The sequence below is a fragment of the Polaromonas sp. YR568 genome, from assembly GCF_900116715.1.
Taxonomy (GTDB): domain Bacteria; phylum Pseudomonadota; class Gammaproteobacteria; order Burkholderiales; family Burkholderiaceae_C; genus Polaromonas.
The window spans coordinates 370,884-393,098 of the sequence record NZ_FPBM01000003.1 but is presented as its reverse complement, the minus strand read 5'-3'; the positions used below and the strand labels follow the sequence as shown (position 1 = coordinate 393,098).

Below are 22,215 nucleotides of genomic sequence, written 5' to 3'. Positions count from 1 at the left end.
CAGCCTCAGGTTCCATTTCAAGCATGACAGTTTCCACCCAGGGTATGAAAGTCAATTGGGGCTCCCGCAGTCTGCGGGCGTCGGTGGAGCTGCTGTCGTCCATGCGGTTTTCGATTTCGCTGCTGACGGTGATCTGCATCGCCTCCATCATCGGAACGGTGCTCAAGCAGGCGGAGCCGCTGGTCAACTACGTGAACCAGTTCGGCCCGTTCTGGGCGCAGGTGTTCAGCCTGCTCAGCCTCAACACGGTGTACAGCGCCTGGTGGTTCTTGCTGATCCTGGCTTTCCTGGTTGTCTCGACCTCGCTGTGCATCGCGCGCAATGCCCCCAAAATCTTCGCGGACCTGAACCAGCTCAAGGAAAACGTCCGCGAGCAAAGCCTCAAGGCCTTCGGCCATCGCGCCGAAGCCGCGCTGCCCGAATCCCCCGAAATTGCTGCCCGCCGCATCGGCCAGACGCTGGTGCAAAGCGGCTGGAAGGTCAAACTGCAGCAGCGCCAGACGCCCGGTGGCAATGGCTGGATGGTGGCCGCCAAAAAGGGTGCGGCCAACAAGCTGGGCTATATCGCGGCGCACAGCGCCATCGTGCTGGTGTGCATTGGCGGCCTGCTTGACGGCGACATGATTGTGCGCGCGCAGATGTGGCTGCATGGCAAATCCACCTATACCGGCGGCGGGCTGATTGCCGATGTGCCGGCGCAGCACCGCCTGAGCGACAGCAACCCGACCTTTCGCGCCAACTTGCTGGTCGCCGAAGGCACGCAGTCGGGCACGGCCATCCTGAACCAGCCCGGCGGCGTGCTGCTGCAAGAGCTGCCGTTTTCCATCGAGCTCAAGAAATTCATCGTGGAGTACTACTCCACCGGCATGCCCAAGCTCTTTGCCAGCGACATCATCATTCACGACAAGGAAACCGGCGAACAAATCCCGGCCCGTGTCGAAGTCAACCACCCGGCCAACCACCGCGGCATCGAGATTTACCAGTCCAGCTTTGACGACGGCGGCTCCAGCGTCACGCTCAAGGCGATTCCGATGGCCGCGGCCAGCAAGCCGTTTGAGATCCAGGGCACCATAGGCGGCACAAGCCAGCTGACCAACGGGCAGGGCGAAGGCGCTGAAAAACTCACACTCGAGTACACCGCGCTGCGCGTCATCAATGTCGAGAATTTCGCCACCGGCGGCAGCATGGACTCCGGCGCCGACGTGCGCAAGGTTGACCTGCACCAGGCCATCGACACGCGGCTGGGGGCGGCCAACAAGACGGTGACACAAAAGGAGTTGCGCAACGTCGGCCCCAGCGTGAGCTACAAGCTGCGCGACTCGGCCGGGCAGGCCCGCGAGTTTCACAATTACATGCTGCCGGTCAAAACCGACCAGAACGAAAACACCCCGGCGGTCTACCTCCTGGGCGTGCGCGAGACACCATCGGCGCCCTTTCAGTACCTGCGCATTCCGGTGGACCCGGAAGGCAGCATGGAAACCTTTTTGCGTTTGCGTGCGGCGCTGGCCAATCCGGCGCAGCGCGAGCTGGCCGTCAGGCGTTATGCCAGCCTGGCCATAGGCCGGGACCGGCCCGAGCTGGCGCAGCAACTGGCGGCCTCGGCCTCGCGCGCGCTGGCCTTGTTTGCCGGCAGCGCTGCCGACGCCACGCCGGGCGGCGTGAAGTCCACCGCCGGCCTGCAGGCCATTTCCGACTTCATGGAAGCCAACGTACCCGAGGCCGAACGCAGCCGCGCCGGCGAAGTGCTGGTGCGCATCCTTAACGGCGTGCTGTTTGAGCTGGCCCAGATGACGCGCGAGCAGGCCGGCCTCAAGCCGCTGGGCCAGGACGACAAGACGCTGGGCTTTATGTCGCAAATGGTGCTGAGCCTGTCGGACGCTCATTTCTACCCGGCTCCCATGGCCTTTGAGCTGAAAGATTTCACGCAGGTGCAGGCCAGCGTGTTCCAGGTGGCGCGCGCGCCGGGCAAAACTATCGTCTACCTGGGTTGCGCTTTCCTGATCCTGGGCGTGTTCGCCATGCTGTATGTGCGCGAGCGCCGCGTCTGGGTCTGGCTGGCGCCGCGATCTTTGGCACAGGGGGCTCCCGTTGAGGGCGCTTCAGTGACAGAATCTGCTGGGAGCAGCCAGGCCACCATGGCTTTGTCGACCAACCGCAAGACCATGGACGGGGACAAAGAGTTCGAGATGTTGAAAACAAAACTGTTGCAGGCGCCTTTATGAATACCTCCACGATCAACACGACTGCCGTCAACACCACCACGCTCAAAGCCGGCGGCGACACCACGCTCAGCCTGAACGAAGGCTACTTCGCCCGCCGCAATGTGCTGGACTGGGTTTTTGCGGCCTTGGTGGCCGGCGGCTTTTTGTATGCCTTCTTCCGCTACGGCGCATTCATGGACGTCTATGAAAAAGGCATCCTGCTCGCGGCCATTCCATCGGCCATCGCCATGGGCTGGTTCTGGCGGCCGCTGCGTGTGCTGATGGTGGTGGTGAGCGCCTTCGCGCTGCTGGCCATCGCCTCTTACCAGGTGGACGGCGCCGGCAGCCTGGCGCGTTCCGAGCAGGTGTTCTGGCTCAAGTACTTCCTCTCCAGCCAGTCGGCCATTTTGTGGATGAGCGTGCTCTTTTTCATGAGCACGATTTTTTACTGGCTGGGCATGTTCGCCAGGAGCCAGAGCAGCACACTGGAATCGCTGGGTTCCAAAATCGCCTGGGTCGCCATCGGCATGGCGCTGATCGGCACGCTGGTGCGCTGGTATGAAAGCTACCTGATTGGCGCCGATGTGGGCCACATCCCGGTCAGCAACCTGTACGAAGTGTTCGTGCTGTTTTGCTGGATGACGGCGGCGTTCTACCTTTATTTTGAATCGCAGTACAACACCCGCGCGCTGGGCGCTTTTGTGATGCTGGTGGTCAGCGCCGCGGTCGGCTTTTTGCTCTGGTACACGGTGGTGCGCGAGGCGCACGAAATCCAGCCGCTGGTGCCTGCGCTCAAGAGCTGGTGGATGAAGCTGCATGTGCCGGCCAACTTTATCGGCTACGGCATGTTCTCGCTCGCCGCCATGGTGTCGCTGTCTTACCTGATCAAGCAGCAGGCCGACGAAACGCGCTGGCACCGGCTCACGCCGCTGTGGCTGCTGGGCGTGGTGCTGTGCTTTGTGCCCATTGTGTTTCGCAGCAAGTCGCCGGCCGAAGTCGGCGGCAGCTACTACTGGGTGGGTTATCTCGCCGTGTCGGGGCTGATCGCCGCCGGCATCTTGCTGGGCCGCAAGCGCATCGCCGCGCGCCTGCCCAGCTTTGAAGTGCTGGACGACGTGATGTACAAGGCCATCGCCGTCGGTTTTGCTTTCTTCACCATCGCCACGGTGCTGGGCGCCCTGTGGGCCGCCGAGGCATGGGGTGGTTACTGGAGCTGGGACCCGAAGGAAACCTGGGCGCTGATCGTCTGGCTCAATTACGCCGCCTGGCTGCACATGCGGCTGATGAAGGGCCTGCGCGGCACGGTTGCCGCCTGGTGGGCGCTGGTGGGTCTGGCAGTCACTTCATTTGCCTTCCTGGGCGTCAATATGTTCCTGTCAGGACTGCACAGCTACGGAACCTTGTAGCCAGCGGCGAGTCTTTGTAGAAGCCCCAGGCTGAATCCCTGTAAGAACTTGCTGCGTATTCAGACTAAGCCATAACGGATTTTCAAGGACGCCTTCATGCTCATCAAGACCCACGCCAGCGGCTTTAACCACCCCGTTCCCAGTGAAATTACGCCGCAGGGCATTTATCACGGCCGCCGCGACCTGATCAAACTCATGGCCACAGGTGCAGCGGGCGCCGCCATGGCCAGCTGGGCCGGGCGGCAGGCGATGGCGCAAACGGTGCAAAAGCCCGGCAAGCTGGCAGCAATGGCCGGCGGCAAGTCGGCGGTGGCCGGCGCGGTGACCATGGAAAAGATCACCGACTACAAAGACGTCACCACCTACAACAACTACTACGAGTTCGGCGTCGACAAGGCCGAGCCGGCCAAGAACGCCCACACACTGGTCACCAAGCCCTGGTCGGTGGCCGTTGAGGGCCTGGTCAAGCAGCCCAAGACTTTCACACTGGAAGACCTGATCAAGCTGGCCCCGCAGGAAGAGCGTATTTACCGCCTGCGCTGCGTGGAAGGCTGGTCCATGGTGATTCCCTGGGTCGGTTATTCGCTGTCCGAGCTGATCAAGAAAGTCGAGCCGCTGGGCAACGCCAAATATGTTGAGTTCATCACCCTGGCAGACCCCAAAACCATGCCTTTCGTGGGTACGCGCATTCTGGACTGGCCTTATGTGGAAGCCCTGCGCATGGACGAAGCCATGCATCCGCTGGCCCTGCTGGCCTTCGGCATGTACGGCGAAGTGCTGCCCAACCAGAACGGCGCGCCGGTGCGCATGGTGCTGCCCTGGAAGTACGGCTTCAAAAGCGGCAAGAGCATCGTCAAGATCCGCTTCACCGACAAGGAGCCGCGCACCGCCTGGAACAAGGCCGCTGCGCAGGAATATGGCTTTTATTCAAATGTGAACCCCAACGTGGACCACCCGCGATGGAGCCAGGAAACCGAACGCCGCATCGGTGAAGACGGCCTGTTTGCCAAGAAGCGAAAAACGCTGATGTTCAACGGCTACGAAGCGCAGGTGGGCCAGCTCTACGCTGGCATGGATCTCAAGAAGAACTTCTGATGGCGGCGTTCATGGCAGCGCGGCAAAAGTGGTTGCTGCATCCGGTGGCCAAGCCGCTGGTGTTTGTGCTGTGCCTTCTGCCGTTTGCCTGGCTTTTCTACGGCGCCTTCACCAACCAGCTGGGCGCCAACCCGGCCGAAGCGCTGATACGCGCCACTGGCGACTGGACGCTGCGCTTTATCTGCATCGTTCTGGCGGTCACGCCGCTGCGGGTTATCAGCGGCACGCCGGCGCTGGCGCGTTTTCGCCGCATGCTGGGGCTGTTCACGTATTTTTACGTGGTTGTGCACCTGCTGAGCTACAGCTGGTTTGACATGGGCTTTGACTTTGCCGATATCGCCAAAGACATCGCCAAGCGGCCGTTCATCCTGGTGGGTTTTTCAGCATTTGTGCTGCTGACGCCTTTGGCGGCCACCTCGTTCAATGCCGCCATCAAGGCCATGGGCGCCAAGCGCTGGCAGTGGCTGCACAAGCTGGTCTATCTGATCGCCGGCCTGGGGCTGCTGCACTTCTTCTGGATGCGTGCCGGCAAAAACAACTTTGCGGAAGTGTTTGTCTACGCCGGCATCATTGCGGTGCTGCTGGGCTGGCGTGTGCAGCAGTTCATCAAGAAAAGAAAACTGCAGCCGGCTTACGGCGTGCGCGGCAAGCTGTCCTGACTGCAGCAGCCGGCCAGCGAGGCTCTTGCCTCAGCCCTTGACCAGCAGTTCCTGGCGCATCTGGTCGTCCACGGTTTCCCTCTGGCGGATCAGGTGCACTTTGTCGCCATCCACCAGCAGTTCGGCCGCGCGGGCGCGGGTGTTGTAGTTGCTGGCCATGCTCATGCAATAAGCGCCTGCCGACATCACCGCCAGCTGGTCGCCTGCCGCCACCGCCAGGGAGCGGTCGCGGCCAATCCAGTCGCCGCTTTCGCAGACCGGGCCGACCACGTCGTAAGTCACCGCCGCCGTGTCGTTGCCGGGCGCCGACAGCGGCACGATGGCGTGAAACGCCTGGTACATGGCGGGGCGGGGCAGGTCGTTCATGGCCGCGTCGATGATGCAAAAATTCTTGTGCTCGCCGGGCTTCACATACAGCACCTCCGTGAGGCACACGCCGGCATTGCCCACCAGTGAGCGGCCGGGCTCGATCATCAGCTTCTTGCCGCCGTAGCCGCGTGCATCGAGGCGGGCAAGCAGCTGGTGCCACAGTGCGTCGGCCTCGGGCGGCGTGTCGTTGTTGTAGTTGATGCCCAGGCCGCCGCCGAAATCGATGTGTTCCAGCGGAATGCCCGCGCCCTCAATGGCCGCCACCAGGTCGAGCACCCGGTCCATGGCGTCGAGGTAGGGCGTGGTGTCGGTGATCTGCGAGCCGATGTGGCAGTCGATGCCCACGACCTGCAGGCCCTTGAGCGACGCCGCATGCCGGTAGATGCGCAAGGCGTGTTCATGCGCCACGCCGAACTTGTTGTCTTTAAGGCCCGTGGAAATATAAGGGTGCGTCTTGGGGTCCACATTGGGATTGACGCGGATGCTGACGGGCGCGCGCAGTTTCATGGCCAGCGCCACTTCAGACAGCACGTCGAGCTCGGCTTCGCTCTCGACGTTGAAGCAGCCAATGCCGGCCGTGAGGGCTTGCCGCATTTCGGCGCGCGTTTTACCCACGCCCGAGAAGATGATCTTGCCGGCCTCGCCGCCCGCGGCCAGTACGCGGCTCAGTTCACCGCCCGAGACGATGTCAAAACCGCAGCCGGCACGGGCAAACACCTGCAGCACGCCCAGCGAGGAGTTGGCCTTCATGGCATAGCAGATTTGCGCATGGCGCCCCGCAAAGCCGCGCTGGTAGGCGGCGAGCGCCGACAGCATGGCCGCCTTGGAGTAAACAAAAAGAGGCGTGCCGTGCGCGGCGGCGAGGTCGCGCAAGCGCACGTTTTCTACGAACAGCTCGCCCTCGCGGTAAGCAAAATGCGGATGGCCGGGAAGAGTTGGACGAGTCATGGGTAGTGGAGGCTTTCAACCGTGCGGATTGTTCGAGGTATCTTAAAGAGCGCGTGGCGTGCGCGCCATGACCGATTCAAGGTGACTTTCTGCCTTGGCCTTGGATTTGAAGGTTCAGGCGGGAAATGGCCTGAACCTTCTCAGTGCCGGCGTGCCAGAGCCTTGCAGGCAGGGTTAACGGGCGGCAGAAGCCGGCAGGGCTGGCGTCACTGCCGCAGGTGGCGCTTCGGGAAGGGTGGTGGATGGGGCGGCTGGGGCGGAAGTCGTCACGCCGGGAACTTTAGGTGGAAGCGGCAGATAAAGCGGGCCTTTTTGCCCGCAACCGGCCAGCAAGGCGGCGCCGACCACAACCGCAGCAAGGCCATGCCGGGAGGCCGGATTACGGACGCGACCTAGAATTTGAGCTGAAGAAACCATGATGGGATTGTAATGACGGACCTTGAATACCAGGATCTGGCCGAGAGCGCACTCAAGGCAGTAGAGACGGCGTGCGACCGGATCAATGATGAAACCGACGCGGACATCGACAACCAGCGGACCGGCGGCATGATCACGCTGACTTTCTCAAATCGCAGCCAGATCATCATCAACCTGCAAAAGCCGCTGCAGGAAATCTGGATGGCGGCCAAGGCCGGCGGCTTTCACTACAAGTTCAGCGGCGGGCACTGGGCCGACACCAAGGATTCCAGCGAGTTTTTTGCCAACTTGTCGCGCTACGCCAGTGAGCAGGCGGGCCAGCCGCTGGTGTTCAAGGCGGCGGCTTGAAGCGCCGGGTTTCCAGGGCGGGATGAAAAAAGGGCTCCATCTGAGCCCTTTTTGTTTGCCGGTACGGATTCTCGTCAGTTCTTGAACAGGTCCAGGATGCGCTTTTTCTCGTCGGAGGGCGGCAGCACCTGAATCGCCCCGCCAGGCGTTGCCGGATTGGCGGGCTGGCCTGCATTGGCCGCGGCCGGATCCTGCTGAATGCCCACGGTGCTGACGCCGGAGCCCCGGGCGTATTCGCTGTAGTACCACTCGCCGCCCACATTCACAACGCCTTCGGGCGCCGGGTATTCGGTCACCGGCACGCCTTTGAGGGCGTATTCCATAAAGTTGATCCAGATCGGCAGGCTCAATCCGCCGCCGGTTTCGCGGTCGCCCAGTTTCTTGGGGGTGTCGTAGCCCATCCAGACGGCCGCCGTCAGTGTCGGCTGGAAGCCCACAAACCAGGTGTCGATGGAGTCGTTGGTCGTACCGGTTTTGCCGAAAAGGTCAGGGCGCTTGAGTGTGGCCTGCGCCCTGGCGGCTGTGCCCGACCGGGCGACTTCCTGCAGCAGGCTGTCCATGATGAAGGCATTGCGTGCGTCAATGCCCCGCATGGATTCGTCGAGCTTGGGCGGATTGCTTTCCAGCAGGACCTTGCCGCGCTGGTCGGTGATTTTGGTGATCAGGTAGGGGTTGACGCGGTAGCCGCCATTGGCGAAGACGGAGTAAGCCGTGGCCATCTGCATGGGCGTCACTGAGCCGGCGCCCAGCGCCATGGTGAGATACGCCGGGTGTTTTTCCGCTTCAAAGCCGAAGTGCGTGATCCAGTCTTGCGCGTAAGGCGCGCCTATGGATTGCAGGATGCGGATGGAAATCATGTTCTTGGATTTCTTCAATCCGGTCCGCAGGCTCATGGGGCCGTCGAAGGTCCCGTCGTAGTTTTTTGGCTCCCAGGGCTGGCCGCCGGTCACGCCGGCATCAAAGAACAGCGGGGCATCATTGACGACGGTGGCCGGGGTGAAACCTTTTTCAAGGGCTGCCGAGTAGATAAAGGGCTTGAAGCTGGAGCCCGGCTGGCGCCAGGCCTGGGTCACGTGGTTGAACTTGTTCTTTTCGAAATCAAAGCCGCCCACCAGCGCGCGGATGGAGCCGTCGCGCGGGTCCAGCGCCACAAAAGCGCCTTCCACTTCAGGCAACTGGGTGATCTCCCAGGTGTTCTTCGGCGTTTTTGCGACGCGAATCAGGGCGCCGCGGCGGATCTTGATATTGGGGCCGGCTTTGTCGGCCAGGCCCGATTGGGCGGGCTTCAGGCCGTCGCCGGTGATTTCAACGGTTTCGCTGTTCTGGCGCATCGCCAGAATGCGCTTGGGGTTGGCCTCCAGCACCACGGCCGACATCACGTCGCCGTTATCGGGGTTGTCGGTCAGCGCGTCGTCAATCGCGTCTTCGGTCTCCTGCGGGTTGACCGGCAGGTCGATGAACTTCTCGGGGCCGCGGTAAATCTGGCGGCGCTCGTAATCCATGATGCCCTTGCGCAGCGCCTTGTAGGCGACCGTCTGGTCGGTGGCGCGCAGGGTGGTGTAGACGTTCAGGCCGCGGGTGTAGGTTTCGTCTCCATACTGGTTATAGACCAGCTGGCGCACGGTTTCGGCCACATATTCGGCATGCACCCGGCCGGCGTCAGGCCCGGTTTTGACCTTGAGCTCTTCTTCCTTGGCCGACTTGGCCTGTTCGGCCGTGATAAAGCCGTTTTCCTCCATGCGCTCAATGATGTAGAGCTGGCGGGCACGGGCACGCTTGGGGTTGATGATGGGGTTGTAGGCCGAAGGCGCTTTGGGCAGGCCGGCGAGCATGGCAGCCTCGGCGATGGAGATGTTCTTGAGCGGTTTGCCGAAGTAGGCCTCCGAGGCTGCCGCGAACCCGTAGGCCCGGTTGCCCAGGAAAATCTGGTTCATATAGATCTCAAGAATCTGGTCCTTGGTCAGCAGGTGCTCTAGCTTGAAGGTCAGCAGGATTTCATAAATCTTGCGGGTGTAGCTTTTTTCGGCCGACAGATAGACATTGCGGGCCACCTGCATGGTGATGGTGGAGGCGCCCTGGCTCTTGGCGCGGCCCACGTTGGCAAAACCGGCGCGGATCACGCCCAGGTAGTCCACTCCGCCATGCTGGAAGAAGCGCGCGTCCTCAATGGCCAGCACGGCATCCTTCATGACCTGGGGGATGTCTTTGATGGGGGTGAGGCTCCGCCGCTCTTCGCCGAATTCCCCGATCACCACGCCGTCAGCCGAATAAACGCGCAGCGGAAGCTTGGGCCGGTAGTCCGACAGGTCCGAAATGTCCGGCAGGTTGGGGTAGGCGACCGACAGGGCGACGGCGACAAACAGCAAAATCGCAACAGCGCCGGCCAGCAAGAGGCCTCCGCTCCACAAAAAGAGCTTGATCAGCCAGCCGGGCAGCCAGGATTTGGTTGGACCTGGTTGAGCCGGGCCGGGGTTTGAATCGGGAAACGTGGGCTTGGAGGGCATGTAGGCAATCGTAAAGTCGCGTCACTATTATAAAAATCCCGGAAAGCGGGTTGTGCGGGGTGTCAGGGCAAGCGCCATACTTTTACGTTTGCAGACATCGTTTTGGGGAACCTTGCCAACTCATGGTCCGGTACGACCGTCTGCTTTTGACAACGTTCCGGATGTCCAAAACAGGAAAAATCCTTACTGCACAAAGAGCTTACTGCTACTATTCAAGTGATTTCTTAAGTATGCAGGGCTACATATTAGCCGTCATTTGGGGACTGCCTTGATCTCTCTGGGATCGTTATTCAACCGCCAACAACCCGCTTTGCTGGGTTTGGATATCAGTTCGTCCAGCGTCAAGCTGGTGGAGTTGAGCCGTGACAAGGCCGGCAACCTGGTGCTAGATCGCTGTGCGATCGAGCCCCTGGAGCGTGGCTGGATCACGGACGGCAACGTCGAGAAATTCGACGAAGTCGCAGAAGCTGTGCGCCGCCTGGTGAAAAAAAGCGGCACACGCACCAAAAACGTGGCCATGGCGCTGCCCGCATCGGCGGTCATCACCAAAAAAATCATCCTGCCCGGTGGCATGACCGATGCCGAACTGGAACTCCAGGTCGAATCGGAAGCCAACCAGTACATTCCCTTCTCCCTGGACGAAGTCAGCCTTGACTTCTGCGTGGTGGGGCCGAGCCCGACGTCCAATGGCGACGTCGAAGTGCTGATCGCCGCCTCCCGCAAGGAAAAAGTGCAGGACCGGGAAGGTCTGGCCGAAGCTGCCGGCCTTAAGCCCATTGTGGTGGACGTGGAGTCCTACGCCTCGCGCCTTGCGACGGCCCGCCTGATCGAAAACCTGCCTAACAAGGGCGTCGACACCATGGTCGCCCTGTTTGAGGTGGGCGCCCTGACCACCAGCATGCAGGTGATCAAGAATGACGATGTGCTGTACGAGCGTGACCAGGCATTTGGCGGCGCGCAACTCACGCAGCTGATTGTTCGCCAGTACGGCTTTTCCCCGGAAGAAGCGGAAAGCAAAAAACGCAGCGGCGAATTGCCGGAAGACTATGCCTCCGGGGTTCTGAAGCCGTTTGTGGAAAGCATGGCGCAAGAAATCGGCCGCGCGCTTCAGTTCTTCTTCACGAGTACGCCCCATAACAAGGTGGACTACGTCATGCTGGCCGGTGGTTCCTCCGCCTTGCCCGGCCTGACAGACTCCGTCACGCAACAGACCTCGTTTGCCTGTCTTCTGGCCAATCCGTTTGAAGGAATGGAGCTTGGAGACAGCGTGCGGGAAAAGAAAATGCGCCGTGAGGCATCGTCTTACCTGACCTCTTGCGGTCTGGCATTGCGGAGGTTCCTGCAGTGATTCTGGTCAATCTGCTCCCGCACCGCGAAGCTGCGCGCAAGCGCCGGCGCGAAGTCTTTTTCGCAGCCCTGGGTGTTGCCGCGTTGATAGGCGGCCTGATTTGTGGCGCGGTCTACTCTTGGTACCTCGCCCAAATTGAAACCCAACGAGACAAGAACAACTTCCTGAAGTCGGAAATCACCCGGCTGGAAGGCCAGATCAAGGATATTGCGACCTTGCAGGCAGAAATCGCCGCTCTCAGGGCCCGCCAGAACGCGGTGGAAGATCTGCAAGGCAACCGCAACATGCCTGTGTATCTCTTGAGTGAGCTGGTCAAGCAGCTTCCTGACGGTGTGTATATCAATACCATGCGGCAGGAAAATCAGTCGGTGCTGCTGGTGGGCGTTGCCCAGTCCAACGAACGGGTTTCCGAGCTGCTGCGTAATCTGGCCAATAACAGCCCCTGGTTGACCCGGCCTGAACTGATTGAGATCACGGCCAGCACCCTGGCCCTGACACCGCGCGATCAGCGCCGTGTGTCCAATTTCTCCATGCGGGTTGGCCTGAAGCGGGCCACGGATGTGAAAGCTGCCAGTTCTGCTGCAGCAGGCGCCACGCCCGCAGTGCCGGGGGCGGCCGCCAAGCCTGCAGCCGCTGCGGCCTCCGCTGCTCCTGCCAAGACCTGAACGGGTTGAACGAGACTGACACATGGCAAAAATTCCCAAACCCTCCATCGATGTTGCGGCGCTTCAGGCCAGCCTGAAGTCCCAATTCACGGGGCTTAACCCCAATGACCCGCCGTCTTGGCCGGCACTACCCAGATATCTGTTGTGCGTTGCCGTGACGATTGCTGTGGTCGCTGCTCTCTGGTTTGTCTGGCTGAGCTCTTCGGATGAAGAGTTGACGGCAGAGCAGGCAAAAGAAGTTCAGCTCAAAGAGGACTACAAAAAGAAGCTTGTGCAGGCAGTCAATCTTGACGCGCTGAAAAAGCAACGGGAGCAGGTTCAGCAGTACGTCACCCAGCTGGAAAAGCAGCTGCCGGGCAAGGCCGAAATGGATGCGCTGCTTTCCGACATCAACCAGGCGGGTCTGGGGCGCAGCTTGCAATTTGAGCTGTTCCGGCCGGGCCAGGTCAGCGTGAAAGAGTATTACGCGGAGTTGCCAATTGCCGTGCGAGTGACGGGGCGGTATCACGATATCGGGGCGTTCGCTGCGGACATCGCGAATCTTTCCCGCATCGTGACTTTGAATAATTTCTCCCTGGCACCAGGCAAAGATGGCAATCTGACGATGGATACGACGGCGAAGACGTTCCGCTACCTTGATCCCGATGAAGTGGCACTTCAGCGCAAGAGCGCTCCGGGAGCCAAAAAATGAAATTCAAAAGGTATGCATTGGCAGGTGGTTTTCTGCTCATATTGCTTGGAATGGCCGGTTGCGGCTCGTCTGAGCAGGAAGAGCTGCAGCAATGGATGACGGAGCAGCGCAATGCGACCCGGCCCAGAGTGGATCCTTTGCCTGAACCGACCAAATTTTCACCGCAGTCCTATAACCAGGAAGGTTCCATAGAGCCCTTCAGCAACCAGAAGCTGACCCAGGCGCTCAAGCGCGACTCGAACCAGGCAACGTCGAACGCGGCTTTGATCGCACCGGAATTGAGCCGGCGCAAGGAGCCTCTGGAAGCCTATCCGCTGGACGCGACGGTCATGGTGGGCAGCCTGATCAAGACAGGGCAACCCGTTGCATTGGTCAGGGTGGATAACCTCGTGTACCAGGTTCGGGCCGGCAACTATCTTGGGCAGAACTATGGCCGCATTACGAAAGTAGATGAAACAAGCCTTTCCCTGCGTGAAATCGTGCAGGACGCTGCGGGCGAATGGATTGAGCGGACCGCGACATTACAGCTTTTAGAGGGATCAAGATGAACAAGCAACTATGGGCATTAGAGGCAGAGGGTACGGGAGGCGGCCTGAAGCGTTTGCTTGAACGTGTACTGCGTGGCGCTTCATTCAGCATGGCTTTGCTGGTGGCATCGCTGCCGATAGCCGCACAGGCTGAAAATTCGATTCAGTCCGTGTCGGGCTCCGTCCAGGGCGGCACCGAGATCATCCGGATCGAACTGGCGGAGCCGCTTGCGGCCGTCCCCACGGGTTTCAGTATTCAGGCGCCGGCGCGGATTGCGCTGGATTTCCCCGGCGTCAGCAACTCCATGGGGCGCTCCGCGGTGGATCTCAATCTTGGGAACCTGCGCTCGGCCAATGTCGTTCAAGCCGGAGAGCGGACCCGGGTCGTTCTCAACCTGAAGGCGCCATCAAATTACAAGGCTGAAATACAAGGTAAATCTCTGCTGATTATTCTGGATGCTTCCGCGGCAGCCGCGTCGGCGCCAGCACCCGTTCAGGTATTCGCCGAAAGCCGGAACCGCGATGTTCTGCCGCTGAAAGATATCGATTTCCGCCGCGGCAACGATAGCAGCGGCCGTATTGTGGTGGGGCTCTCCAATAGCGATGTTGGCGTTGACATTCGCCAGCAAGGGCAGACCCTCGTGGTCGAGTTCCTGAAAACCGCATTGCCTGAAGGTTTGCGCCGTCGTCTGGATGTCGCCGACTTCGGCACCCCTGTACAAACCGTCACCACATTTCAGGCCGGCGACAAGGTGCGCATGGTGGTGGAGCCAAAGGGCGCCTGGGAACACAGTGCTTACCAGAGTGACAACCAGTTTGTCCTGGAAGTGCGCCAGCAAAAAGCCGACCCCACCAAGCTGACCCAAGGGCCTGGTTATGCCGGTGAGAAGCTGTCGCTGAATTTCCAGAACATTGAAATCCGCTCGCTTTTGCAGGTCATCGCAGATTTCACGAATTTCAATATCGTGACTTCGGATTCCGTGACGGGCAGCGTTACCTTGAGGCTCAAGGATGTTCCATGGGATCAGGCGCTGGATATCATTCTGCAATCCAAGGGCTTGGGCATGCGCAAGAATGGCAACGTTCTTGTGATCGCGCCCAAGGATGAATTGGCGGCCAAGGACAAGCTGGAGCTGGAGTCGAAAAACTCCATCCAGAGCCTGGAATCGGTGCGCACACAGGATTTCAAGCTCAACTATGCAAAGGCGAGCGATATTGCGGCAGGATTGCTGGGTAGCGGCGCAGGCGCCACCAAAATACTGTCAAACCGCGGCAGCGTCATTTCCGAGACGCGCACCAACCAGTTGTTCGTGACGGATATTCCCTCCAAGCTCGAGCAGGTTCAGGCCCTGATTGCCAAACTCGATATTCCCGTGCGCCAGGTGCTGATTGAAGCGCGGATTGTGGAAGCTTCGGATTCGTTCGGCAAATCCCTGGGCGTGAGACTGGGCGGCCGTCCGTTTAACACCACCAACAACATCATGGTCGGCAATACCTACATAGCGCCCAATGTGGGTGCAGGTCAAACGGCGAATCTCGGTCTCAATATAGGTACCAATGCCGGTGACTTCCTGAACTTGCCGGCGGTGGGGCAAAACGGTTTCGCTGCGTCTACCTTTGCCTTGTCACTTTTCAACTCGTCCATGACCCGTTTGTTGAATCTTGAAATCTCGGCGTCCGAGGCGGACGGCAAGACCAAAGTGGTGTCCAGCCCGCGCATCATCACGGCCGACCAGGTCAAGGCGTTGATCGAGCAGGGTACGGAACTCCCGTACCAGCAGGCGACCTCCAGCGGCGCCACTGCCATCGCGTTCCGCAAAGCCAACCTGAAGCTTGAAGTCACTCCGCAAATCACCCCGGAGGGCAGCATCATTCTCCAGGTGGATGTGAACAAGGACAGCGTGGGCCGTGAAACGTCCAACGGTTTTGCGATTGACACCAAGCACATCCAGACCCAGGTTCTGGTTGAAAACGGCGGAACGGTTGTGATCGGCGGGATCTTTGAACAGAACGACCGCGACAGCGAAACCAAGGTTCCGTTCCTGGGTGACCTGCCCGGTGTCGGTAACCTCTTCAAGCAGAAAACCCGTTCTGCCACCAAATCCGAACTGCTGGTGTTTATCACCCCCAGAATGCTGACCACCGGATCGGCACTGCGTTAAGCCGGCAAGGCCGGGGCCCCCCGTGAGGCGGGCCCGGCTTGGCCGAAGAGGCAGGTAGTGACGGGCCCTTTGGGGCCTGTCGCATTTGTGGAACCGGTTTCTTTTCGTTTTCTTGTACCTTCGAGGCAGACCAGACAGTCTCCCCAGATCCCATTGAACGCACATCCTTTGAGAATCGCCTGTGTGGGCTTGCCCGGTTCGGGCAAATCCACTGTCGGCAGGCATCTTGCCCGAAGGATGGGTTTGCGGTTCATTGATTCGGACCAGGTGATAGAGCAGCGCATCGGATGCTCCATTCGCGAGTTTTTTGAGCGGGAAGGCGAAAACGCATTCCGCGATATCGAGCAGCTTGTCATTGACGAGTTGACGCTGGGGCCGTCCTGCGTGCTCTCCAGCGGCGGCGGGACGGTGCTGCGCCCGGCCAACCGGGAGCATCTTCGTGTGCGGTCGCAGGTGGTTTACCTGCACTCCATCCCCGAAGAAGTATTCCGCCGCTTGCGGCATGACCAGAACCGACCCTTGCTGCAAGTCGCCGATCCGCTGGCCCGGCTCCGGGATCTCTACGCCGCCCGCGATCCCCTTTACAGGGAAACCGCCCACTTTGTGATTGAGACAGGCCGGCCTTCCGTATCGACGCTGGTCAACATGATCCTCATGCAGCTGGAGCTTGCCGGCGTGGTGACTTCGCCCGCGGCATCAGGCCCCAATTCCTGACCTCCGGCAAAGACTAAAACCTCCGCCCGCTTTCTGGGGGCGGGCCGTAGCCTCTACACTTCCCTCATGCAAGCAAATTCCTCTCCTGCGGCAGCGCAGATACAGATTGACCTGGGTGAACGCAGCTACCCCATCGTCATAGGCAGCGGGCTTCTTGGCAGCAGCCTGACCTACCAGGATATTCCCAAAGCGGCGACGGCATTGGTGGTGTCAAACACCACGGTGGCGCCTTTGTATGCGGCGCAGCTCGCCGAAGCTTTGCGCCAGCGTTACAGCAAGGTGCTGCAGGTGAGCCTGCCCGACGGTGAAGTCCACAAGGACTGGCCAACCTTGCAGCTGATTTTTGACGCCTTGCTGGAAAACGGCTGCGACCGCAAGACGGTGCTGTTTGCTTTGGGCGGCGGCGTGGTGGGTGACATGACCGGCTTTGCCGCCGCCAGCTATATGCGCGGCGTACCCTTTGTGCAGGTGCCCACGACGCTGCTGGCCCAGGTGGACTCGTCGGTAGGCGGCAAGACGGCGATTAACCATCCGCTGGGCAAAAACATGATAGGCGCGTTCTACCAGCCCTTGCAGGTGGTGTGCGACCTGGATGTCCTGGCGACGCTGCCCTCGCGCGAACTGAGCGCGGGCCTGGCAGAGATCATCAAATACGGACCCATTGCCGATATGGCGTTCCTGGAATGGCTCGAGGCCAACCTGGACGACCTGCTGGCCAGGGAGCCCGCGGCCATGGCCCACGCCATCCGCCGCAGCTGCGAGATCAAAGCCTGGATCGTGAGCCAGGACGAGCGCGAGTCGGGCTTGCGGGCCATTCTGAATTTCGGCCACACCTTTGGCCACGCGATTGAATCGGGCCTGGGCTATGGGGAATGGTTGCACGGTGAAGGTGTGGGCTGCGGCATGGTGATGGCCGCGCATCTGTCGGAGCGCCTGGGGCTGGTTGACCGGTTTTTTGTCGAACGCCTGACGCGGCTTGTTTTGCGGGCCGGCCTGCCTGTCAGGGCGCCTATTCTGCCGGGCGGCGACAACGCCGGACGCTACCTGGAGTTGATGCGCATCGACAAAAAATCCGAAGCGGGCGAGATCCGCTTTGTAGTGATCGATGGACCGGGAAAAGCGGTTGTTCGCAGTGCGCCCGATGCTCTCGTGCGCAGTGTGATTGACCTTTGCTGCGCGTAAGCCCGCGCCGAGGTCAAGATGACGCCAAAACCGACGCAATAAGGTTGCTATGAATTTGGTAGCTGCTTACGCCCGATTTCATTGGACTCAAAGCCACTTTGACGCCTGAATTATGACTCTGCAGCCCTATGCCTGTGATCCCGCGTTGTCGCGCGGCCGCCGTTTTTCCGAGCTGCCCGCACCCACCCGGTCCGAGTTCCAGCGTGATCGCGACCGCATCGTGCACTCCACGGCCTTTCGGCGCCTGGTTTATAAAACGCAGGTTTTCCTGAACCACGAAGGTGATTTGTTCCGCACGCGCCTGACGCACTCGCTGGAGGTTGCGCAGCTCGGGCGTTCCATTGCCCGCACCTTGAAACTCAACGAAGACCTGGTGGAGGCCATCGCGCTGGCGCACGACCTGGGCCACACACCCTTCGGCCATGCCGGGCAGGATGCCCTCAATGCCTGCCTGAAGGACTACAACCCCGAGAGCGCGGGCTTCGAGCACAACCTGCAAAGCCTGCGTGTCGTGGACGCGCTGGAAGAGCGCTACCCCGCCTATAACGGCCTGAACCTCAGCTTCGAGACGCGTGAGGGCATCCTGAAGCACTGCTCCCGGCGCAACGCACGCCATATCGAGGCCCGCGAACCCTGCGGCGTGGCCCGCAGGTTTGTCGAGCAGGCCGGTGACGGCCCGCACTGGCAACAACCCGGCCTGGAGGCGCAGCTCGCCAACCTTGCCGACGAAATCGCCTACAACGCGCATGACATCGACGACGGCGTGCGGTCGGGCCTACTCAGCCTGGAGCAGCTTGAAGACGTGGAGCTGTTCGCCCAGTACTGCCGCGAGTCCCGGCTGGCCCATCGCGGCCTGCAGGGGCGGCGGCTGTTGTTTGAGACCATACGGCGCATGCTCAGCGCGCAGGTCTACAACGTGATGGATGCGACGTCGGCGGCCATTCACAAGGCCGCGCCGGCCGGCGTGGACGACGTCCGCCGCCATCCGCCGCTGGTTTGCTTTACGGACGAGATGGCGCAGCAGTCGGCTTCGCTCAAACGTTTCTTGTTGAAAAACCTTTACCGCCACCCGAAGGTGGTGGAAACCACGCAGGCCGCCAAGCAGGTGGTGCGTGATCTGTTCGATGCCTATATGGCCGATCCGACCCAGATGCCGCAGGCGCACATCGACCGTTTTGACGGCGTCGATGCACCGCATGCCGTGGGCGCCAAGCCCGAGCGGGTGGTGGCCGACTACATTGCCGGCATGACGGACCGCTTCGCCACCAAAGAACACGAGCGCCTCAAAGGGCGCGCCGCGTTCCCCGCGTGATTTTCTTTTTGTCTGTTGATGCCTGCCCGGCGGGTCCGGCTTGACGCTCCATTCCACTTCCCATCCCCGCGCTGCCTGGTACGTGATGGCCGCCGGCGTGGTGGCCGCGCTGCATGTGGGCAAGCTGCCGCCTGCCTTGCCTGTACTCGGCCAGGTGCTGGGTGTGACGCTGCTGCAAGCCGGCTTCCTGCTGTCGCTGGTACAGCTCGCCGGCATGACCCTGGGGCTCGTCACCGGTCTGGCTGTGCAGCGTGCGGGCCTCAGGCGCAGCATGGTGTGTGGCCTGCTGGTAATGGCCGTCGCCAGCGCGCTTGGAGGCGCCGCTCCCGGCGTTGAGTGGCTGCTGGCATCGCGTGTGCTGGAGGGGCTGGGATTTTTGTGGGTTGTCTTGCCGGCGCCGGCCCTGGTGCGTCAACTGGTTCCGCCCGAGCGGCTCAGCCGCATGATGGGGGTCTGGGGCGCCTACATGCCTCTGGGCGCCGCACTGGCCTTGCTGGCAGGGCCTCAGGTCATCGGCTGGGTTGCGCCTGACTGGGGCTGGCGAATTTTGTGGTGGCTGCTGGCCGCACTGGCAGGGGTACTGGCAATGCTGGTTGTGTGGCAGGTGCCTGCAGACGAAAGAGCGCCCGGCTTGCCGCCCTCGAGCGGTGCGGCGGTGAAGCCTTCCAGCGGCGAACTCATTGCCGCCACCTTGCGCTCACCTGCAGCCTGGCTGATGGCAGTGACCTTCGCCATGTATTCGGGGCAATGGCTTGCCGTGGTCGGTTTCCTGCCGTCGATCTACGCGCAAGCGGGAGTGGGTGGCCATTGGGTCTCGGTGCTCACCGCGCTTGCGGCCGCCGTCAATATCGTGGGCAATGTGACGGCGGGGCGGCTGCTGGGCCGCGGTGTCGCGCCGCTTGTGCTACTGGGTACGGGTTTTATGGTGATGGCTGGCGGAACCTTGCTGGCTTTCGCAGCGCATGTTCCGCCGGCGCTGCAATATGCGGCCGTGCTGGCGTTCTCCATGGTGGGCGGCCTGATTCCCGCCACGCTGTTCAGCCTGGCCATCCGGCTCGCGCCCGGCAGCGACACCGTGTCCACCACCGTCGGCTGGATTCAGCAATGGTCGGCGCTCGGCCAATTCGCCGGCCCTCCGCTGGTGGCCTGGGTTGCCGCGTTGGCCGGGGGCTGGCAATGGACGGGTTGGGTCACCGCAGTGAGCTCCGGCCTTGGCCTGTTGCTGGCGGTGTCGCTGCACCGTTTGTCTGCCCGGCGTGCAAGCGGCAACAGCACATAAAAAAACGCAGTCAAAAGGCTACATCCGGGGGCATAGGCTTATGACGTGTTGGCATTTCCCCTGCTGTTTTTTCCATGCGGCACGGATTACGCTCTGTGTCTGCGCACAATTCGTCACATTTTTCTGGAACAGTGAGCGCATGCTGCCTTGCGGGCATCAAACCTGCTTTGGCTACTCGTATCTCTAAAGGTGTTGTCATGGGCTTCAATCGGCGTCAATTGGTTCTTGGTGGTGTTTCCGCAGGTGTCGCTGTCGCAAGCCCCGCGCTGTGGGCGCAAAGCAGCAAGGGCGGCAAAAAAATCCTTCTCGGCCAATCCGTGCCGCTGACGGGAGCCGCAGACCAGATTGGCCTGGCCTACCTGAACGGCGCAAAAATTTACTTTGACGCCATCAATGCCAAAAACGGCGCGGGCGGCTACAAGATCGAAGTCAAGGCGCTTGATGACGGCTACACGCCGGCCAAGGCTGCCGCCAATGCCAAGCTGTTGATCGATGAAGGTGTTGACGCGCTCTTCGGGTTCACCGGCACCGCCAGCTGCGATGCCGCCTTCGCCGCGGCAAAAGCGTCCGGCACTTTGTTCTTCGCGCCTTTTGCCGCATCCGATGCCCTGCATGATCCCGCCCTCACCAATGTGTTCCACGTGCGTCCCGCGCTGGCAGATGAGGCCTACAAGATTGCCCGCCACTGCGCCACGCTGAACCAGGACCGCATCGCCGTGTTTGCCGAAGACGACGCCATGGGCAAGGGCGGCCTGGCCGCCGTCAACCAGGCGCTGATCGACCTCAAGCGCCCGGCCATCGTCGGCAGCGCGCTGTCACCCGTCAACAGCGACAAGGTCGATGCGGCCGTGGCGCAGATCATGAAGACCCAGCCCCAGGCCGTGATTCAGGTGAGTCTGTTCAATTCGTCGGCCGCCTTTATCCGCAAGATGCGCCAGGCCGGTTTCGGTGGCCAGTTCCTCAACCTGTCCGTAGTCGGGATTGATCCACTGTTCAGTGCACTGGGCAAAGAAATCGGCGGGGTCGTGATCTCGCAGGTGGTGCCTTCGCCGCGCAGCACCGGCACACCCATCATCAAGGAATACCTGGACGTGCTGAACCAGACCGACCAGACACCCAGCTACGAAAGCGTTGAGGGCTACATCGCCGCCAAGACCTTTGCCGAAGGCGTGCGCCGCAGTTCGGCCGGCAGCGGCAAGCCCGACCGGGCGGGCCTGCAAAAGGCCTTCGAGACCATGACGGACTACGACGTCGGCGGCTTTCGCATCAACCTGCGCCCCAAGAAGTACGAATCGGTGCGTGCGATTGACCTGGTCACCATCACACCCGACGGCAAAGTCGTTCGCTAAGCGTTGCTGAGCCGTTGTGCCAGAGCGCTTGACCGCGCTCCGCTTCGCTCAACTCGCTGCGCTGTGGGTTGAGAAATTGGGGTCAGATTCAAATATCATGATGCAAACTTCCGGTATTGCATTCCATGGCCCGTCTTCCCCGTCTGACGCTTCCCGGCTACCCGCATCACATCATCCAGCGGGGCAATAACCGGCAAACCGTCTTTTCTTCGGCCGCCGACCACCAGATGTTTCTGGGACTGCTGGACGAAAGCGCCCGCAAATTCGGCGTTGCCCTGCATGCCTATGTGCTGATGGGCAACCACTTCCACCTGCTCGCAACACCTTCCACGGCAGAAGGCCTGCCGCAAATGATGCAAGCCGCCGGGCGGCGCTACGTGCGCTACTTCAACGACAGCCAGGGCCGCTCCGGCACTTTGTGGGAAGGGCGCTACCGCGCCACCGTGATCGAGGCTGAGCCTCACCTGTTGCCGTGCATGGCTTACCTGGATCTCAACCCAGTCCGCGAGGGCCTGGTGGCGGAGGCCAAAGACTACCCCTGGTCCAGCTACGGCCACTACGCCGGCCTGCGGGTCGACAGCCTGCTGACGCCGCACCCGCTGGTCTGGGCGCTGGGTAACACGCCCTTTGCCCGTGAGGCGGCCTACGCCGAACTGGTGCGCGCCGGCATCACGCTGGAGCAGCAGGACCAGCTGACCCGATCCGCGCTGAGCGGCTGGGCTTTGGGCGGTGAGGGTTTTGTCGCGGAGCTGCAAAAGCGGACGGAGCGCCGCGTCACCAAAAATCAGCCCGGGCGGCCTGTTCGAATCAAACGGGAGGACGAAAGCGGAGCTTAGACCGTATCAAATATGGAAACTTTGCTATCAAATTTAATGTGTCCCCATTTTAAAGTTGATTAAATTAATCGGCATTTAATTAGAATCTGACCCCATTTAAAACGCTTGGCATTGTTGTTGCAATGCAATATGCTCCCATTCCCTGCGAAAAATTATGAACCTTGCGGATGGAAGCGTTGCCAGGCCTTTTAGGGGCCGCTTGG

The 22,215-nt window shown here is 61.0% G+C and carries 19 protein-coding genes; 16 read left to right on the top strand and 3 right to left on the bottom strand.

The genetic code is table 11. The features are described from left to right. Positions 1–23: 23 nt before the first annotated feature. The 4 genes from BM408_RS09355 to BM408_RS09340 all read left to right on the top strand — a co-directional run bounded on the left by BM408_RS09355 (position 24) and on the right by BM408_RS09340 (position 5,361). A complete protein-coding gene (locus tag BM408_RS09355) occupies positions 24–2,222 on the top strand; it encodes a cytochrome c biogenesis protein ResB (RefSeq protein ID WP_092129248.1) in 2,199 nt (732 codons plus the stop codon). After that, a complete protein-coding gene (gene ccsB / locus BM408_RS09350; RefSeq protein WP_175541737.1) occupies positions 2,219–3,607 on the top strand; it encodes a c-type cytochrome biogenesis protein CcsB in 1,389 nt (462 codons plus the stop codon). The genes BM408_RS09355 and ccsB overlap by 4 nt, the downstream gene beginning before the upstream one ends. Before the next feature lie 96 nt (positions 3,608–3,703). Further along, positions 3,704–4,702 (top strand): protein-methionine-sulfoxide reductase catalytic subunit MsrP, encoded by a 999-nt coding sequence (msrP, locus tag BM408_RS09345; protein ID WP_092129246.1) that lies wholly within the window; start codon positions 3,704–3,706, stop codon positions 4,700–4,702. Continuing rightward, positions 4,702–5,361, top strand: coding sequence for a protein-methionine-sulfoxide reductase heme-binding subunit MsrQ (locus BM408_RS09340; protein WP_092129244.1), 660 nt, complete (start codon positions 4,702–4,704; stop codon positions 5,359–5,361). The genes msrP and BM408_RS09340 overlap by 1 nt, the downstream gene beginning before the upstream one ends. A gap of 30 nt (positions 5,362–5,391) precedes the next feature. Here BM408_RS09340 and lysA read toward each other — a convergent pair whose 3' ends face one another. Next, entirely contained in the window at positions 5,392–6,678 is a 1,287-nt protein-coding gene (gene lysA, locus BM408_RS09335; RefSeq protein WP_092129241.1) for a diaminopimelate decarboxylase, read from the bottom strand. A gap of 174 nt (positions 6,679–6,852) precedes the next feature. Further along, positions 6,853–7,095, bottom strand: a complete 243-nt coding sequence (locus tag BM408_RS09330; RefSeq protein ID WP_092129238.1) for an LPS translocon maturation chaperone LptM — start codon at positions 7,093–7,095, stop codon at positions 6,853–6,855. 12 nt (positions 7,096–7,107) lie between these two features. On the opposite strand from BM408_RS09330, the gene cyaY reads away from it, so the two are divergent. Then, complete coding sequence (cyaY, locus tag BM408_RS09325) at positions 7,108–7,443, top strand: iron donor protein CyaY (RefSeq protein WP_092129236.1); 336 nt, start codon at positions 7,108–7,110, stop codon at positions 7,441–7,443. A 74-nt stretch (positions 7,444–7,517) separates the two neighbouring features. Here the strand turns inward: cyaY and BM408_RS09320 are convergent, their stop codons facing one another. Further along, positions 7,518–9,947: a penicillin-binding protein 1A gene (locus tag BM408_RS09320; protein WP_175541736.1), complete on the bottom strand. Its 2,430-nt coding sequence runs from the start codon at positions 9,945–9,947 to the stop codon at positions 7,518–7,520. A gap of 268 nt (positions 9,948–10,215) precedes the next feature. On the opposite strand from BM408_RS09320, the gene BM408_RS09315 reads away from it, so the two are divergent. From BM408_RS09315 to BM408_RS09265, 11 genes are all read left to right on the top strand, one after another. Beyond that, positions 10,216–11,295: a pilus assembly protein PilM gene (locus BM408_RS09315; protein ID WP_092129234.1), complete on the top strand. Its 1,080-nt coding sequence runs from the start codon at positions 10,216–10,218 to the stop codon at positions 11,293–11,295. Then, positions 11,292–11,960: a PilN domain-containing protein gene (locus BM408_RS09310; RefSeq protein ID WP_092129232.1), complete on the top strand. Its 669-nt coding sequence runs from the start codon at positions 11,292–11,294 to the stop codon at positions 11,958–11,960. Before BM408_RS09315 ends, BM408_RS09310 begins: the two co-directional genes overlap by 4 nt. A 22-nt stretch (positions 11,961–11,982) precedes the next feature. Continuing rightward, a complete protein-coding gene (locus BM408_RS09305) occupies positions 11,983–12,651 on the top strand; it encodes a type IV pilus inner membrane component PilO (RefSeq protein WP_092129230.1) in 669 nt (222 codons plus the stop codon). Continuing rightward, positions 12,648–13,199 (top strand): pilus assembly protein PilP, encoded by a 552-nt coding sequence (locus BM408_RS09300; RefSeq protein ID WP_092129228.1) that lies wholly within the window; start codon positions 12,648–12,650, stop codon positions 13,197–13,199. Before BM408_RS09305 ends, BM408_RS09300 begins: the two co-directional genes overlap by 4 nt. Then, a complete protein-coding gene (gene pilQ, locus BM408_RS09295) occupies positions 13,196–15,340 on the top strand; it encodes a type IV pilus secretin PilQ (RefSeq protein WP_092129226.1) in 2,145 nt (714 codons plus the stop codon). Before BM408_RS09300 ends, pilQ begins: the two co-directional genes overlap by 4 nt. A 168-nt stretch (positions 15,341–15,508) precedes the next feature. Next, positions 15,509–16,054 (top strand): shikimate kinase, encoded by a 546-nt coding sequence (locus tag BM408_RS09290; RefSeq protein WP_092129224.1) that lies wholly within the window; start codon positions 15,509–15,511, stop codon positions 16,052–16,054. 66 nt (positions 16,055–16,120) lie between these two features. Next, positions 16,121–17,236 carry a 3-dehydroquinate synthase gene (gene aroB, locus BM408_RS09285; protein ID WP_092129222.1) on the top strand — a complete coding sequence of 372 codons (1,116 nt, stop codon included), beginning with the start codon at positions 16,121–16,123 and terminating at the stop codon, positions 17,234–17,236. Between the two features lie 112 nt (positions 17,237–17,348). Then, on the top strand, positions 17,349–18,548 hold the full coding sequence (locus BM408_RS09280) for a deoxyguanosinetriphosphate triphosphohydrolase (protein ID WP_092129220.1): 1,200 nt from the start codon (positions 17,349–17,351) through the stop codon (positions 18,546–18,548). Positions 18,549–18,633: 85 nt separating this feature from the next. Further along, positions 18,634–19,827, top strand: a complete 1,194-nt coding sequence (locus BM408_RS09275) for an MFS transporter (RefSeq protein ID WP_092129218.1) — start codon at positions 18,634–18,636, stop codon at positions 19,825–19,827. Positions 19,828–20,024: 197 nt separating this feature from the next. Then, the gene (locus tag BM408_RS09270) at positions 20,025–21,176 is read left to right on the top strand and encodes an ABC transporter substrate-binding protein (RefSeq protein ID WP_092129216.1); all 1,152 of its coding nucleotides are present in this window, start codon (positions 20,025–20,027) and stop codon (positions 21,174–21,176) included. A 125-nt stretch (positions 21,177–21,301) separates the two neighbouring features. Beyond that, positions 21,302–22,012 carry a transposase gene (locus tag BM408_RS09265; protein ID WP_092129215.1) on the top strand — a complete coding sequence of 237 codons (711 nt, stop codon included), beginning with the start codon at positions 21,302–21,304 and terminating at the stop codon, positions 22,010–22,012. Positions 22,013–22,215: the final 203 nt, after the last annotated feature.

What these genes read in the sequence shown, in the direction of transcription:
- BM408_RS09355 (WP_092129248.1), top strand. Translation starts at nt 24, where the DNA reads ATGACAGTTTCCACCCAGGGTATGAAAGTCAATTGGGGCTCCCGCAGT.
- ccsB (WP_175541737.1), top strand. Translation starts at nt 2,219, where the DNA reads ATGAATACCTCCACGATCAACACGACTGCCGTCAACACCACCACGCTC.
- msrP (WP_092129246.1), top strand. Translation starts at nt 3,704, where the DNA reads ATGCTCATCAAGACCCACGCCAGCGGCTTTAACCACCCCGTTCCCAGT.
- BM408_RS09340 (WP_092129244.1), top strand. Translation starts at nt 4,702, where the DNA reads ATGGCGGCGTTCATGGCAGCGCGGCAAAAGTGGTTGCTGCATCCGGTG.
- lysA (WP_092129241.1), bottom strand. Translation starts at nt 6,678, where the DNA reads ATGACTCGTCCAACTCTTCCCGGCCATCCGCATTTTGCTTACCGCGAG.
- BM408_RS09330 (WP_092129238.1), bottom strand. Translation starts at nt 7,095, where the DNA reads ATGGTTTCTTCAGCTCAAATTCTAGGTCGCGTCCGTAATCCGGCCTCC.
- cyaY (WP_092129236.1), top strand. Translation starts at nt 7,108, where the DNA reads ATGACGGACCTTGAATACCAGGATCTGGCCGAGAGCGCACTCAAGGCA.
- BM408_RS09320 (WP_175541736.1), bottom strand. Translation starts at nt 9,947, where the DNA reads ATGCCCTCCAAGCCCACGTTTCCCGATTCAAACCCCGGCCCGGCTCAA.
- BM408_RS09305 (WP_092129230.1), top strand. Translation starts at nt 11,983, where the DNA reads ATGGCAAAAATTCCCAAACCCTCCATCGATGTTGCGGCGCTTCAGGCC.
- BM408_RS09300 (WP_092129228.1), top strand. Translation starts at nt 12,648, where the DNA reads ATGAAATTCAAAAGGTATGCATTGGCAGGTGGTTTTCTGCTCATATTG.
- pilQ (WP_092129226.1), top strand. Translation starts at nt 13,196, where the DNA reads ATGAACAAGCAACTATGGGCATTAGAGGCAGAGGGTACGGGAGGCGGC.
- aroB (WP_092129222.1), top strand. Translation starts at nt 16,121, where the DNA reads ATGCAAGCAAATTCCTCTCCTGCGGCAGCGCAGATACAGATTGACCTG.
- BM408_RS09280 (WP_092129220.1), top strand. Translation starts at nt 17,349, where the DNA reads ATGACTCTGCAGCCCTATGCCTGTGATCCCGCGTTGTCGCGCGGCCGC.
- BM408_RS09275 (WP_092129218.1), top strand. Translation starts at nt 18,634, where the DNA reads ATGGCCGCCGGCGTGGTGGCCGCGCTGCATGTGGGCAAGCTGCCGCCT.
- BM408_RS09270 (WP_092129216.1), top strand. Translation starts at nt 20,025, where the DNA reads ATGGGCTTCAATCGGCGTCAATTGGTTCTTGGTGGTGTTTCCGCAGGT.
- BM408_RS09265 (WP_092129215.1), top strand. Translation starts at nt 21,302, where the DNA reads ATGGCCCGTCTTCCCCGTCTGACGCTTCCCGGCTACCCGCATCACATC.